The sequence below is a fragment of the Sulfuricystis thermophila genome (assembly GCF_004323595.1).
Taxonomy (GTDB): Bacteria; Pseudomonadota; Gammaproteobacteria; order Burkholderiales; family Rhodocyclaceae; genus Sulfuricystis; species Sulfuricystis thermophila.
This window is the reverse complement of record NZ_AP019373.1, coordinates 952,757-966,215: the sequence shown is the minus strand read 5'-3', so window position 1 is coordinate 966,215 and position 13,459 is coordinate 952,757. Positions and strand designations below refer to the sequence as shown.

The following is a 13,459-nucleotide window of genomic DNA, read 5'->3' as shown; positions in this document are numbered from 1 at the left end:
AGGAACATCATGGCATGGACTCGTAAAGTGCTGCGTGTCGATCTGACCCACGGCACCTGCAAAGCCGAACCGCTCAACATGGAATGGGCGCAGCAGTATCTTGGCCAGCGTGGGCTGGCCACCAAGTATTTCGTCAGCGAGGTCGACTCGAAGGTCGATCCGCTCTCGCCCGAGAACAAGCTGATCATGACCACCGGCCCGCTGACCGGCACGGCGGCCTCCACCGGCGGTCGTTATTCGGTGGTGACCAAGGGGGCGCTCACCGGCGCGATCGCCTGCTCGAATTCGGGCGGCTTCTTCGGTGCGGAACTGAAGTTCGCCGGCTGGGACATGATCATCTTCGAAGGCAAGAGCCCGAAGCCGGTCTATCTGTCGATCGAGAACGACAAGGCGGAATTGAAAGATGCTTCCCATCTGTGGGGCAAGACCACCTGGCAGACCGAGGAGATCATCAAGAAGAGCCACCAGGATCCGCAGGTACGCGTCTGCAGCATCGGCCGCGCCGGCGAAAACGGTGTGCTGTACGCCTGCGTCGTCAATGACCTGCACCGCGCCGCGGGCCGTTCCGGCGTCGGCACCGTGATGGGCAGCAAGAATCTCAAGGCCGTCGCGGTGCGCGGCACGCGCGGCGTTTCCGGCATCAAGGACTTCAAGGCCTTCATGGCGGCCACGGCCGCCGGCAAGAAGGTGCTGGCCGAGAACGCCGTCACCGGCCAGGGGCTGCCGAAATACGGCACCCAGGTGTTGATGAACGTGATCAACGAGATCGGCGCGCTACCGACGCGCAACCACCGCGACGTGCAGTTCGAACAGGCCAACCGCATTTCGGCCGAGGCGATGCATGAAAAGCGCCCGACCGACGGCAAGACTCATCTGGTGACGAACGCCGCCTGCTTCGGCTGCACGATCGCCTGCGGACGTATCTCGCGCATCGACGAGACGCACTTCTCGGTGGTCAACAAGCCGGAATACTGGGGCGCCTCCGGCGGCCTCGAATACGAGGCGGCCTGGGCGCTCGGCGCCGCCAACGGCGTCGGCGACCTCGAAGCCCTGCAGTTCGCCAACCTGATCTGCAACGAGGACGGCATGGACCCGATTTCCTTCGGCGCCACCGTCGGTGCGGCGATGGAGCTCTATGAGCTCGGCATCCTCACGAAAGAGGACATCGGCATGGAAGCGCCGTTTGGCTCGGCCCAGGCGCTGGTGGAACTGGCGCAGATGACCGCGAAGGGCGAGGGCTTCGGCAAGGAGCTCGGCCTGGGTTCGGCGCGGCTGTGCGCCAAGCATGGCCACCCCGAGCTGTCGATGGGCGTCAAGAAGCAGGAATTCCCGGCCTACGACTCGCGCGGCATCCAGGGCATGGGGCTCGCCTATGCCACCTCGAACCGCGGCGCCTGCCACCTGCGCGGCTACACCGTCGCCTCCGAGGTGCTCGGCATCCCGGTCAAGACCGACCCGCACGTCACCGAAGGCAAGGCCGCGCTGGTCAAGGCCTTCCAGGACGCCACGGCGGTGTTCGATTCTTCGGGCTTATGCATCTTCACCTCGTTCGCCTGGACGCTGGCCGACATCCAGCCGCAAATCGCCGCCGCCTGCGAGGGCGACTGGTCGCTAGAGAAACTCAACGAGGTCGGTGAGCGCATCTGGAACATGGAGCGCCAGTTCAATCTCGCCGCCGGCTTCACCGCGAAGGACGACGACCTGCCGCCGCGGCTGAAGACCGAGCCGGCCAAGACCGGTCCGGCGAAAGGTCTGGTCAATGGCCTCGACAAGATGAAGCCCGAGTACTACCAGCTGCGCGGCTGGGACGCCGAAGGCGTGCCGACCAAGGACACACTCGGCCGCCTAGGTTTGTAAGGTGAACTGCGCAGAAGCGTTTGCGCCGGGCCGTCCCAAGCAAACGCGGCACGCGCCGCGAGGCGCAAACCGCGCCGCGGAAAGTTCGGTGCCACCCGTGATATCGAGCGCAGCGAGCATTCTTGAACCCCCCGCGAGGGGGGTGAAGGGGGGCGAGACATGAAGCACATCATCATCGGCAACGGCCCCGCAGGGGTCGTTGCCGCAGAGACTTTGCGCCGCCTGCAGCCGCAAGCAGAGATCGCGCTGATCGGTGACGAAGCCGAGCCACCCTACGCGCGCATGGCGATCCCGTATCTCCTGCAAGGCGACATCGACGAACATGGCACCCATCTGCGCAAGACGCACGACCATTTCACGACGCACGGCATCCATCTGATCCAGGGGCGGGTGAGCTGCATCGACTCGGTGGTGAAGCAGATCCAGTTCGCTTCCGGCGAGCGCCTGCATTACGACAAGCTCCTGATCGCCACGGGCTCCCATCCGCTGCGGCCGGCCATCCCGGGCATCGACCTCGCCAATGTGCACACTTGCTGGACGCTCGACGACGCGCGCGCGATCGCCGCGAAAGCCCAGCCCGGCAGCCGCGTGGTGCAGCTCGGCGCCGGCTTCATCGGCTGCATCATCCTGGAAGCGCTCGCCTCCCGCGGTGTGAAGCTCACCGTCGTCGAGATGGGCGACCGGATGGTGCCACGCATGATGACCGCGAAAGCCGGGGCGATGATCAAGCGCTGGGTGGAAAGCAAAGGGGTCGCGGTGCATGTCAATACCGCGATCAGCGCCATCGAGCAAGACGGCGACGCGTTGTGTGTGAAACTCGGCGCTGGCGGAACGGCACTGCAAGCCGACCTGGTGATCTGCGCCGCCGGCGTGCGGCCGAACGTCGATTTCCTCGCCGGCAGCGGTGTCGAGATCGGCCAGGGCATCCGTGTCGACCGCGGCATGCGCACTTCGGTGCCGGACATTTATGCCGCCGGCGATGTCACCGAAGCGCCCGGTTTTCATAGCGGCCTGCCCCAGCTCAACGCGATCCAGCCGAATGCCGCCGACCAGGGCCGCATCGCCGCGATCAACATGGCCGGCGGTAACGCCGAGCTGCAAGGCAGCCTGGCGATCAACGTGCTCGATACGCTCGGCCTGATCTCCACCTCCTTCGGCCACTGGCAAGGCAAAGGCGATGGCGTCGAGCTCGTCGATGAGGCGAACTTCCGCTATCTCTCGCTGCAATTCGAGGACGACGTGCTGATCGGCGCCACCAGCATCGGCTGGACGGATCACGTCGGCGCCTTGCGCGGCCTGATCCAGACGAGAACGAGACTGGGGGCCTGGAAGGCGCGGCTCATGGCCGACCCGACGCAGTTCATGGCCGCCTATCTGGGGGCAGCGCAGAAAGCCGCATGAAAATCACCTTCAAGCTCTTCGCCGCGCTGCAGGACTACCTGCCGGCCGCTGCGCGCGCCCGCAATGCGCTCGAACTCGAGCTGCCCGAGGGCACCACGATCGGGCAGGTCATCGAGCGTTTCGGGCTGCCGCAAGCCTCCTGCAAGCTGGTGCTGGTCGATGGCCTCTTCGTGCCGCCGGCAGAGCGCGGAACCCGCACGCTCAAGGACGGCGAGACGCTCGCTATCTGGCCGCCAATCGCGGGGGGCTGAAGGCTTCATAGCCGCTGCATGTTGCAGCGCACAACCAAACTTGCGATACTTGCGGCTGCAAGTCATTTCGTTACATCCCGATCCGGCGGAGGGTGTTCGCCCTCCCCTCGCTCAACCTGAAACAAGAAAGGCTCGAACATGGAAATCAAAGGCAGTGTGGTTCTCGTCACCGGCGGCGGCAACGGCATCGGCGAAGCGGTCGCCAAGTATTTCGCCAAGCAAGGCGCGAAGATCGCCATCGTCGACATGGTGCAGGAAAACATCGACCGCGTGCTCGCCGATCTCAAGGCGATGGGTGCCGAGGCCATCGGCGTGCAGGCCAACGTCACCAGCGAAGCGGATACCGCGAAGTTCATCCAGGCGACCCTCGATGCCTTCGGCAAGCTGAACATCACCGTCGCCTGCGCCGGCATCATCCGCGACGGCATGATGCTCACCCTCGACAAGCAAACCGGCAAGGTCGCGCGCAAGCTGGGCCTCGACAAGTGGCAGCCGGTGATCGACGTCAACCTCACCGGCACCTTCCTGACGCTGCGCGATTCCGCCGAAGCGATGGTCAATGGCGGCTGGCCGGGTCTGCTGGTCACCATCTCCTCGGTCAACAAGGTCGGCCAGATCGGTCAGCTCAACTACTCCTCGACCAAGGTCGCCGACGCGCTGATGCCGAAGATCATCATCGGTGAATTCATGCTGCGCGGCATCAAGAACATCCGCTGCGTCGGCATCGCGCCGGGCTATACCGCGACACCGATGCTCACCGGCATGAACCAGGACGCACTGAAGGCGATCCTCAAGGACGTGCATCTCGGCCGCCTCGTCGAGCCGGAGGAAATCGCGCGCCTGATCGGCCATTGCGCGGAAAACGAGGCGATCAACGCCACGACGCTGGAAATCACCGGCGGCCTGTGCTATCCCGGCGGCATCGCCAAGTAAGCGTTTCGGCTTCGGCGACGAGGGCAAGCAGCTAATCGCTTGCCCTCGTCGTTTTCAGGGCGCGCGCACGCGCCGCGTCTCAAGTGCGCAAGGGGTGAATCCAGGCGAACAACACCTGCCCCTGCGATTCGGCCAGTTGCGCGAGCTCGCCAAGATCGGCAAGCATCGAGGCAACCTCATCCTCGCTCCACCCCGCCGTCTCGAAGGCTTCCGTCGCCGTCAGCTCCGCCGCGAGGAGCTCGATGCGCTCCTCGTCGAGCATGGCGAGCCGCTCCAACAGCTCGTCACTCAAACGCAGCACCAGCGCACCCTCATCGGGCGAGACATAGACCGGCTCGCAGCGCGCCGCGGCATCGTCGAACAGCTCGCCGGTCAGCACGCACTCCAGCATCGCGATTCGGGCGATGGTCAGATCGCGCCAGCCAATGCCGCTCCACAGATCGAGCGGGTTCAGGGATTCGCCGATCGCCGCGAGTTCGTCTTCTTCTGCGGCGATGATCTGGGTCAGGATGCTCATGCGGGAATTCTAGGCTACACTCGGCGCGGATTCGCGCTTGAGTTGAACCCAGATTGTCCATTAGACCGGGCTGACTTACCATGAGCATGCGAAAAGATCATTTCATCGCCCTACACGGCGGTTTTCGGGCTGCGGGCGGCATCTTCGCGCCCCCGCTCCTCGCCAATAGACATGGTTATTGGCTCGTCGCGGGGACGCAAATCTGCTCGCCCTCGCCAGCGAAATCCGCTCGTGTTCCAATGGACACTCTGGGTTGAACATCCATCATGCCTGCACTCCCTTTCACCTGCCTCGACGATTACGATCCGGAAGCGCTCTCCGTCTCCCGCGCCCGCCAGTTCCTGCTCGATACCGTCCAGCCCGTCGCCGGTCATGAGCGCCTCTTCGTGCGTGAGGCGCTCGGCCGCGTGCTCGCCGAGGACGTGATCTCGCCGGTCGACGTGCCGGCGCACGACAACTCGGCGATGGACGGCTGGGCGGTGCGCCACGCCGATCTCTCGCCCGCGGGCGAAACACGGCTCAAGATCGTCGGCACGGCCTTCGCCGGCCGCCCCTGTGAGGCGAAAGTCGGCGCTGGCGAGACGGCACGCATCATGACCGGCGCGATGATTCCCGAGGGCGCCGACTGTGTGGTGATCCAAGAAGTCGTGCGCGTCGAAGGCAAGACGATCATCGTCCCGCCGGGGCAGAAGCCGGCACAGAACATCCGCCGCGCCGGCGAGGACCTGCAGGCTGGCAAACCGGCGATTCCCGCCGGCAAGCGCCTGCGGCCCGCCGAACTCGGCGTGATCGCTTCGCTCGGCATTGCCGAAATCTCGGTGCGACGCCGCGTGCGCGTGGCGCTGTTTTCCACCGGCGACGAGCTGATCTCGCTCGGCATGCCGCTCACACCCGGCGCGGTCTATGACAGCAACCGCTATACGCTCTGGGGCATGCTGACGCGGCTGGGCTGCGAAGTCATCGACATGGGCGTGGTGAAGGACGATCCGGTGGCGCTGGAGGCAGCCTTCCGTGAAGCGGCGGCCTGCAGTGATGCGATCGTCACCAGCGGCGGCGTCTCGGTCGGCGAGGCGGATTTCGTCAAACAGCTGATGGCGCGCCTGGGCGAAGTGGCGTTCTGGAAGATCGCGATGAAGCCCGGCAAGCCGATGGCCTTCGGCCGCATCGGCCAAGGCAAGGAGAGCGCCTGGCTGTTCGGCCTGCCGGGCAACCCGGTCGCGGTGATGGTGACCTTCTACCAGTTCGTGCGGCCGGCCCTGATGAAACTGATGGGCCTCGATCCGCTGCCGCATCTGCCGACCTTCGCCGCGCGCTGTACTGCGCCGATCAAGAAAGGCCCGGGCCGCACCGAGTTCCAGCGCGGCATCCTGTTCCGCGACAACGATGAATGGTGCGTGCGGCCGACGGGCCATCAAGGTTCGGGCATGTTGAGCTCGATGGCCCATGCCGATTGTTTCATCGTGCTGGAGGCCGACCGCGGTAAGGTCGAAGCCGGCGAGAGGGTGCTCGTGCAGCCGTTCGAGGGGCTCGTCTAGGAGCCCCGGTGTTCTTCGCCACCGCCGGCATCACCGTCCCGTTGTGGCTGCCGCCGCTGGCCGGTTTCACCCTCGCCTTCTTCTGCTCGATGGTCGGCATCTCGGGCGCCTTCCTGCTGCTGCCCTTCCAGATGAGCGTGCTCGGCTACGTCTCGCCTTCGGTGACGGCGACCAATCTGGTCTTCAACCTCGTCGCGATTCCGGGCGGCGTCTGGCGCTATGCCCGCGAAGGCCGCATGCACTGGTCATTGGCGCGCATCATCGCGCTCGGCACGCTGCCGGGTCTGTTGGCGGGCTGGTGGCTGCGCCTTCATTGGCTGGCCGAACCGAAAACCTTCAAGCTCTTCGTCGGCCTGGTGCTCGCCTGGCTCGCCTTGCGGCTGCTGCGTTCCCCCTCCAGCACGTCTCACTCCTCCGCGCCGAGCGACGGCGGTGTCCCGGCACGGGGCGTGTTCCTGCTTGCGCTCGTCATCGGCATGGTCGGCGGCGCCTATGGCATCGGCGGCGGTTCGCTGATGGCGCCGGTGCTGGTGGCCGTGTTCGGTCTGTCGCTGCATGCAATCGCCGGGGCGACGCTGTTCGGCACCTTCCTCGCCTCGCTGGTAGGCGTGGCCGCCTACCAGTTCCTGCCAGCCCCCGCCGGCGTGACGGCCCAACCCGACTGGGCTCTCGGCCTCCTGTTCGGCATCGGCGGTCTTGCCGGCATGTATCTCGGCGCGCGGATGCAGAAACACGTGCCGCAGCGGGTGCTCAAAACGGGCTTGGCGCTCTTGCTGGCCGGGCTCGCGGCGGGCTATGTGCTGCAGTTTTTCCGCTGATTACCCATCTTCCCCCAGCACGCCAAACTCGACCGCAGTCTTGACGTAAAACAGATGCACGCCCTCGGCCTTGAGACGCGCGAACAGGCGTTCGGCCTGCTCGGTATCGACCGCCATCACGACCTCGACCGGTTGATCGGCCAGCTCGAAAAAACGCGCCGAATGAATGCGGCGATCATGCCCCAGGCCCTCGCTGCCGGTAAGCAGCGTCGCACCGGGCAGCCCCATCTCTTTGGCGAGATGCACGAGCCACTCGGCCAACGGCTTGCCCTTGTGGCGGCGATCCTGCTGGGTGAAAAAGGTGATCTGGTAGCCGTTCATTCCTCTCCCCCTCATGCCGATTTCAACCAATGAAAAGACGCCACGCCGGCAAAAGTGGCAAGCAGTGAGCCGATGACATGCACGGCTATCGCTCCCAGCGCCCAGCCCGGCCGGCCTTCCTGCAGCAGGCTGACGACCTCGGCAGAAAAGGTCGAAAAGGTGGTCAGACCACCACAGAAACCCGTGATGATCAGCAAACGCCATTCCGGCGCGATCGACGGCGTCAGTGCGAAATAGGCGATCGCGAGGCCGATGACATAGCCGCCGATCAGGTTGGCGGCGAGCGTTCCCGGCGGAATGTCCGGGAACAGACTGTTGAGCTTGAGACCGAGGAACCAGCGCAACAGCGCACCGAGCGCGGCCCCGAGAGCGATGGCGAAAACCATTTTCAACATAGTGCATTTCCGAATGTCCGGCCACAGCGGCGACGCGCTGCAACCGCCCATGCCGTGAATGGCATTTGCGACGGATTATCCTCCACTTCCGGTCGAGGTGAGCGCCCGAACGAGACTGGACGGAATTTCCGGGTCTACAATGGGATTGCACGTTCCCCGTCATACGAAAGGAGCCGATCATGACCGCAACCTACTCGAATGGCGAATCCCTCGTCAGCAATGGGCCCGTGACGCTGGAAGAACGCTACAAGATGATTGCAGAGGCCGCGTATTTCATCGCCGAGAAGCGTGGCTTCAGCGGTGGCGACATGGCCGAGGACTGGCGGCAGGCCGAGGCCCAGATTGACGAGATGCTGCGCGAACAGGGTCGATTGCCCGCCCTGGCGACCGAGGAAATCGAACGGCGCGTCGCAGCAGCGCTCGGAGCCGATCCGGCATCGATCGCCAAAGAGGTACGTTCGATCACGCTCGATGCGCTCACCCGCGGCCGCCTCGATGTCGATGCGGTCAAGCGCGTGACGAAAGCCGTCGTCGCTGGCGCCCGCGCTGGCGTCGCTCCCTTCGGTGAACGGAGCGGCGAAGCGTTGAAAGCAGCGATGCGCGGCCTCGACGAGGCGCTTTCCGGCGCGGCGGAAGCCGCCCATCTGGCGATCGAGGAAGCGACGGGGCGTACGAAGGAATTCTCCCAGCAGGGCTTGAAGCAGGCGGTGGACGATCTCGCTACGCTCCAGTCGTTGTTTGCCGAAACGCTGCAGGATGCCGCACGCACGACTCAGGGGGCCGTTCAGGCGACTTTTCAGCAACTGGCCGAACATGCCAGGAGCAGCGGTTCGGCCGTCGGCCAGCGGGTCAAAGTCGCCGTCGATCAACTCGCCCGGACGGTCAAGGAGGCTGCTCGCGATCAAGCCAGGAAGGGGGTGAAAGCGCTGCGCCATGAAGCCGCGCTGTTTGCGGGTCTCGCCGCCGGCTTTTTGCAGGGTATCGCGGCCCGCCTGCAATCCAAGGTCGATGAGAAGAAGCGCTGATGCTCTGGCAGGCCATCAGTGCCGTCCGCGATCTGGGACGCCTGCATGACATCGCCAGCGTCCTGATTCGTTACGGCTTTGGTGATCTGGTGCGGCGCGTCGGCATGGCCGGCGCGCTCGAGCGGGGCGGGCGCGCGTTGCACTGGCAGGCGCCGGAGGAATTGGCGCGGCTGGAACCGCCGGCCCGTGTGCGCCGGGCGCTGGAAGACTTGGGGCCGAGCTTCGTCAAGCTGGGGCAGGTCCTCGCCACCCGCGTCGACCTGTTTCCGCCGGAATGGATCACCGAGTTCGGCAAGCTGCAGGATGCCGTCCCCGCATTGCCCTTCGATGCGCTGCGGCCGCAACTGAGCGAAGATCTCGGTCAGGCACCCGAAACGCTGTTTGCCCGCCTGGAGACCGAGGCGCTCGCAGCGGCTTCGCTGGCCCAGGTGCACCGCGCCTGGCTCGCCGATGGCACGCCGGTGGTCCTGAAAGTGCGGCGTCCCGGCATCCGCCCGGTCGTCGAAGCCGATCTGCGCCTGTTGTCACGGCTGGCAGAGATCGTCGAAGCGGAAGCTCCCGATCTGCGGCGCTACCGGCCGAAGGAAGTGGTACGCCAGTTCACCCAGGCGCTACGCCGTGAGCTGGATTTCGCCATCGAGGGTCGCCACGCGGAGCGCATCGCCGCAAACTTCACCGACTGGCCCGAGATCCTCGTGCCGCGAATCCACTGGGCATGGACCTCCGAGCGACTGATCGTCGAAGACTATGTCGAAGGCATCCCCGGCCGGGATCTGGCCGCCGTCGATGCCGCCGGCCTCGACCGCAAGTATCTCGCCCGCCGCGGCGCCCAGGCCGTCCTGAAGATGATGCTGGAAGACGGCTTTTTCCATGCCGATCCGCATCCCGGCAACGTCTTCTACCTACCCGGTCCCCGTATCGCCTTCCTCGACTTCGGCATGGTCGGGCGCCTTTCCGAAGAGCGCCGCTATCAACTCGCCCTCCTGCTCGATGGCCTCGTCAACCATGATGCCGCCAAAGTCGCCGATGTGCTGCTGGAATGGAGTAGCGATGCGCAAGCCGACGGCGAAGCCATCGCGCCCGACATCGACGCCTTCGTCGACCAGTATCACGGTGTGCCGCTCAAGCGCCTCGATCTGGCGGCGATGCTCTCGGATCTGGTCGCCATCCTGCGCGAGCATGGTCTTGCGCTGCCCCCCGATCTGGCGTTGATGACCAAGGCCTTCATCACGCTGGAGGGTTTGGGACGCCAGCTCGATCCGGATTTCGACATGGCTGGCGAAGCCGCACCTTTCATCGAACGCGCGCTCTTCAACCACGCCTCCCCCGCCGCACTGGCAAGACGCGCCTGGCGCGAGATCAACGATACGCTCGCCCTCGTCTCCCGCCTGCCGCAAGACCTGCGCCAGCTGCTGCGCGCTGCCCGGCGCGGCAAGGTGCAGGTGCAAGTCGACGTCCCTCCCTTGAAGCAGTTCGGCGACCGTCTCGACCGGGCGATCAGCCGTCTCGCGCTCGCCATCGTCACCGCCGCGCTGATCGTCGGTTCGGCCATCGTTATGACCATCGAACACGACACCGCCCTGCCAGGGTTGCCATCTTTCGGACTGATGGGGTTCATCGCCGCAGTCGTCGGCGGTCTGTGGGTGCTGATGTCGATCTGGCGCAGCGGGAAGTGACTGTGGAGTCGGTGTGGTGGCGCTAACCAAGGGCACACCGGCACGCCCGATATGACCTGCCTTGCGTCGCCCATTGTTCGCCCGCAGCGGGAACTTCCTGTATCTGCAAGTTTTCAAAGGTAATGGTGAGACTTTGCTCGATTATTGAACCCATCGTTGATCGAACACCATCCATGACCTTCGCACTTACCGCACAATTGCCCCATCTCCCGCCATCGTTTGTACCGCTGATCGAACTCGCCCTCGACCTGCGCTGGTCATGGAGCCACAGCAGCGATGTGCTTTGGGAACGGGTCTGCCCTGAACTTTGGGAGCACACCAAGAATCCCTGGCTGGTGCTACAAAACACCTCGCAGCAGAATTTCACTGAGCTGGCAGCGGACCCCGAATTCCTCGCCCTCATGCAGGCATGCGTCGACGAACATGCCGCGGCGCTCGCGGCGCCGACGTGGTTCGAAACCGCTCACCGAGATGCCAAACTCGCGCCGGTCGCCTACTTCAGCATGGAGTTCGGGTTATCGGATTCGCTGCCGATCTATTCAGGCGGTTTGGGCATCCTCGCTGGCGATTGTCTCAAAACAGCGAGCGATCTCGGAGTGCCGATGGTCGGCATCGGCCTGCTCTGGCAGCAGGGCTATTTTCGGCAAAGCTTCGATGCCCATGGCAACCAGCAGGAATATTTCCCCTACAACGACCCTACCCAGCTGCCAATTCAGCCTGTCCTGGACGAGGCTGGCGATCGTCTGCGGGTGGAACTACCGTTCCCGGGACGGAATCTGCGTCTGCGGGTATGGCAAGTGACGGTCGGGCGGATCAGACTTTATCTATTGGACAGTAATGACCCGCTCAACACGCCCGCCGACCGGGGCATCACCGCAGAGCTCTATGGCGGCGGCCTCAGTATGCGCCTGAAGCAGGAGATCTGCCTCGGCATGGGGGGCTGGCTGTTGTTGCGGCGGCTCGGGATCACGCCACAGGTCTGTCATCTCAACGAAGGCCATGCAGCCTTCGTCGTGCTGGCGCGTGCGGCAAGTCACATGCGTGATCACGGCGTCGACTTCCAGCGCGCATTCGCCACGACGCGCCCTGGCAACGTGTTTACGACCCACACCCCGGTCGAGGCGGGTTTTGATCGTTTCCCGCCGACGCTGATCGAACGCCACCTCGATGGCACGATAAATGCCTTGGGAATCTCACAGCGTGATTTCCTTGCGCTCGGGCGCGTGAACCCCGATGATGATCACGAGCCTTTCAACATGGCGCTGCTCGCGATTCGCGGCAGCCTGCACATCAATGCGGTGAGCGAGTTGCACGGTCAGGTGAGCCGACGCCTCTTTCAGCCCCTCTTTCCGCGCTGGCCGGAGGAAGAAGTGCCAGTAATCCATGTCACCAATGGCGTACATGTGCCGTCTTGGGACTCTGCCGATGCCGACCGTCTCTGGACCGCTGCCTGTGGCAAGTCGCGCTGGCTGGGCGAAACGAAGCATCTCAGCACAGCAATCCGACATATTCCCGACGAAGCGCTCTGGGCGATGCGCATCGCTGCGCGTCAGAACCTGATCAGGTTCGCACGCTTACAACTCGAACGCCAGCTTGCGGCGAACAACGCACCGATCGAACGCATCGAGCAGGCCAGGCACGCACTCGACCCGAACAGCCTGACGCTCGGTTTTGCACGCCGTTTCGTTGCCTACAAGCGCCCCAACCTGCTGCTTGCCGATCCCGAGCGACTGTACCGTCTGCTGAGCGATCCACACCAGCCGGTGCAACTGGTGATCGCCGGCAAGGCCCCCCCGCAGGATGAGAGCGGCCGTGAGATGGTGCGGCAGTGGAATGCCTTCATTGACAGCCGCCCCGATCTTGCCGGCCGCATCGTCTTTCTCGCCGATTACAACATGGTCATCGCCGAGCAACTGGTGCAAGGTGTCGATCTATGGATCAACACGCCGCGTCGGCCATGGGAGGCCTGCGGCACCAGCGGCATGAAGATCTTGGTCAATGGCGGACTCAACCTCTCCGAGCTCGACGGTTGGTGGGCGGAAGCCTGGGCCCCCGAAATCGGCTGGGCAGTCGGTGACCGCCGGGAACACGACAGCGACCCAGCCTGGGATCACGCCGAAGCCGAAACGCTCTACGATTTGCTGGAAAATGAGATCGTGCCGCTGTTCTACCGTGACCGTGACGCGAGTGGCTGTCCGCGAGGCTGGATCGAACGTATGCGAAGCAGCATGGCCACGCTGACGCCCCGTTATTCCAGCAACCGTATGCTGCGAGAATACGTCGACACCCTTTACTTGCCCGCCGCAGCCGAATTCCTCCAGCGGGCAAATGATGCCGGATTCTCCGCTCGCCTGATCGCCTGGCAGGAAGACCTGCGGCGTCATTGGCCGCGCATCCATTTCGGCGAGCTCAACATCGTCGAATCCGACACATATTGGCATTTCAGCATCCCAGTCTACCTCGATGAACTCGATCCCAATGCCATCGTCGTCGAACTCTACGCGCAGCCGCTTGAAAGAGGTGCGCGTGACGTTTTCCGCATGCAGCGAGGCAAGACACTGGACGGGGCATTCAACGCTCACTCTTACGCGGCCGAGATTCCCAAACGGCGCCCGGTAGGCGATTACACACCGCGCATCGTGCCGTTTTTCCCCGGCGCCGTAGTTCCGCTCGAAGCACGAGAGATTCTTTGGTACCGCTGATCCATGAATGGCCCGTCCCCCCTTTTGA

General features: G+C 64.3%; 12 protein-coding genes. 9 read left to right on the top strand and 3 right to left on the bottom strand.

The genetic code is table 11. The annotated features are described in order from the left end of the window. Window positions 1-9 precede the first annotated feature (9 nt). The 4 genes from M52SOB_RS04920 to M52SOB_RS04905 all read left to right on the top strand — a co-directional run bounded on the left by M52SOB_RS04920 (window position 10) and on the right by M52SOB_RS04905 (window position 4,442). Complete coding sequence (locus M52SOB_RS04920) at window positions 10-1,857, top strand: aldehyde ferredoxin oxidoreductase family protein (protein WP_131110840.1); 1,848 nt, start codon at window positions 10-12, stop codon at window positions 1,855-1,857. A 159-nt stretch (window positions 1,858-2,016) separates the two neighbouring features. Beyond that, on the top strand, window positions 2,017-3,258 hold the full coding sequence (locus M52SOB_RS04915; RefSeq protein WP_131110839.1) for an NAD(P)/FAD-dependent oxidoreductase: 1,242 nt from the start codon (window positions 2,017-2,019) through the stop codon (window positions 3,256-3,258). Next, a complete protein-coding gene (locus tag M52SOB_RS04910; RefSeq protein WP_131110838.1) occupies window positions 3,255-3,509 on the top strand; it encodes a MoaD/ThiS family protein in 255 nt (84 codons plus the stop codon). Before M52SOB_RS04915 ends, M52SOB_RS04910 begins: the two co-directional genes overlap by 4 nt. Window positions 3,510-3,647: 138 nt before the next feature. Further along, window positions 3,648-4,442, top strand: coding sequence for an SDR family NAD(P)-dependent oxidoreductase (locus M52SOB_RS04905; protein WP_131110837.1), 795 nt, complete (start codon window positions 3,648-3,650; stop codon window positions 4,440-4,442). Between the two features lie 79 nt (window positions 4,443-4,521). Here M52SOB_RS04905 and M52SOB_RS04900 read toward each other — a convergent pair whose 3' ends face one another. Beyond that, window positions 4,522-4,959, bottom strand: coding sequence for a hypothetical protein (locus M52SOB_RS04900; protein ID WP_131110836.1), 438 nt, complete (start codon window positions 4,957-4,959; stop codon window positions 4,522-4,524). A 266-nt stretch (window positions 4,960-5,225) separates the two neighbouring features. Between M52SOB_RS04900 and moeA the strand changes: the two genes are divergently transcribed. After that, window positions 5,226-6,494, top strand: coding sequence for a molybdopterin molybdotransferase MoeA (gene moeA / locus M52SOB_RS04895; protein WP_131110835.1), 1,269 nt, complete (start codon window positions 5,226-5,228; stop codon window positions 6,492-6,494). 8 nt (window positions 6,495-6,502) lie between these two features. Further along, window positions 6,503-7,312 (top strand): sulfite exporter TauE/SafE family protein, encoded by an 810-nt coding sequence (locus M52SOB_RS04890; protein WP_131110834.1) that lies wholly within the window; start codon window positions 6,503-6,505, stop codon window positions 7,310-7,312. Here the strand turns inward: M52SOB_RS04890 and M52SOB_RS04885 are convergent, their stop codons facing one another. Next, window positions 7,313-7,633 (bottom strand): DUF190 domain-containing protein, encoded by a 321-nt coding sequence (locus M52SOB_RS04885; RefSeq protein ID WP_131110833.1) that lies wholly within the window; start codon window positions 7,631-7,633, stop codon window positions 7,313-7,315. 11 nt (window positions 7,634-7,644) lie between these two features. Then, window positions 7,645-8,028, bottom strand: coding sequence for a fluoride efflux transporter CrcB (gene crcB, locus M52SOB_RS04880; RefSeq protein ID WP_131110832.1), 384 nt, complete (start codon window positions 8,026-8,028; stop codon window positions 7,645-7,647). A 179-nt stretch (window positions 8,029-8,207) separates the two neighbouring features. On the opposite strand from crcB, the gene M52SOB_RS04875 reads away from it, so the two are divergent. From M52SOB_RS04875 to glgP, 3 genes are all read left to right on the top strand, one after another. Beyond that, window positions 8,208-9,053, top strand: coding sequence for a DUF2934 domain-containing protein (locus tag M52SOB_RS04875; RefSeq protein WP_284155208.1), 846 nt, complete (start codon window positions 8,208-8,210; stop codon window positions 9,051-9,053). Then, a complete protein-coding gene (locus tag M52SOB_RS04870; RefSeq protein ID WP_131110831.1) occupies window positions 9,053-10,729 on the top strand; it encodes an ABC1 kinase family protein in 1,677 nt (558 codons plus the stop codon). Before M52SOB_RS04875 ends, M52SOB_RS04870 begins: the two co-directional genes overlap by 1 nt. A 173-nt stretch (window positions 10,730-10,902) precedes the next feature. Beyond that, window positions 10,903-13,431 (top strand): alpha-glucan family phosphorylase, encoded by a 2,529-nt coding sequence (glgP, locus tag M52SOB_RS04865; protein ID WP_131110830.1) that lies wholly within the window; start codon window positions 10,903-10,905, stop codon window positions 13,429-13,431. Window positions 13,432-13,459: the final 28 nt, after the last annotated feature.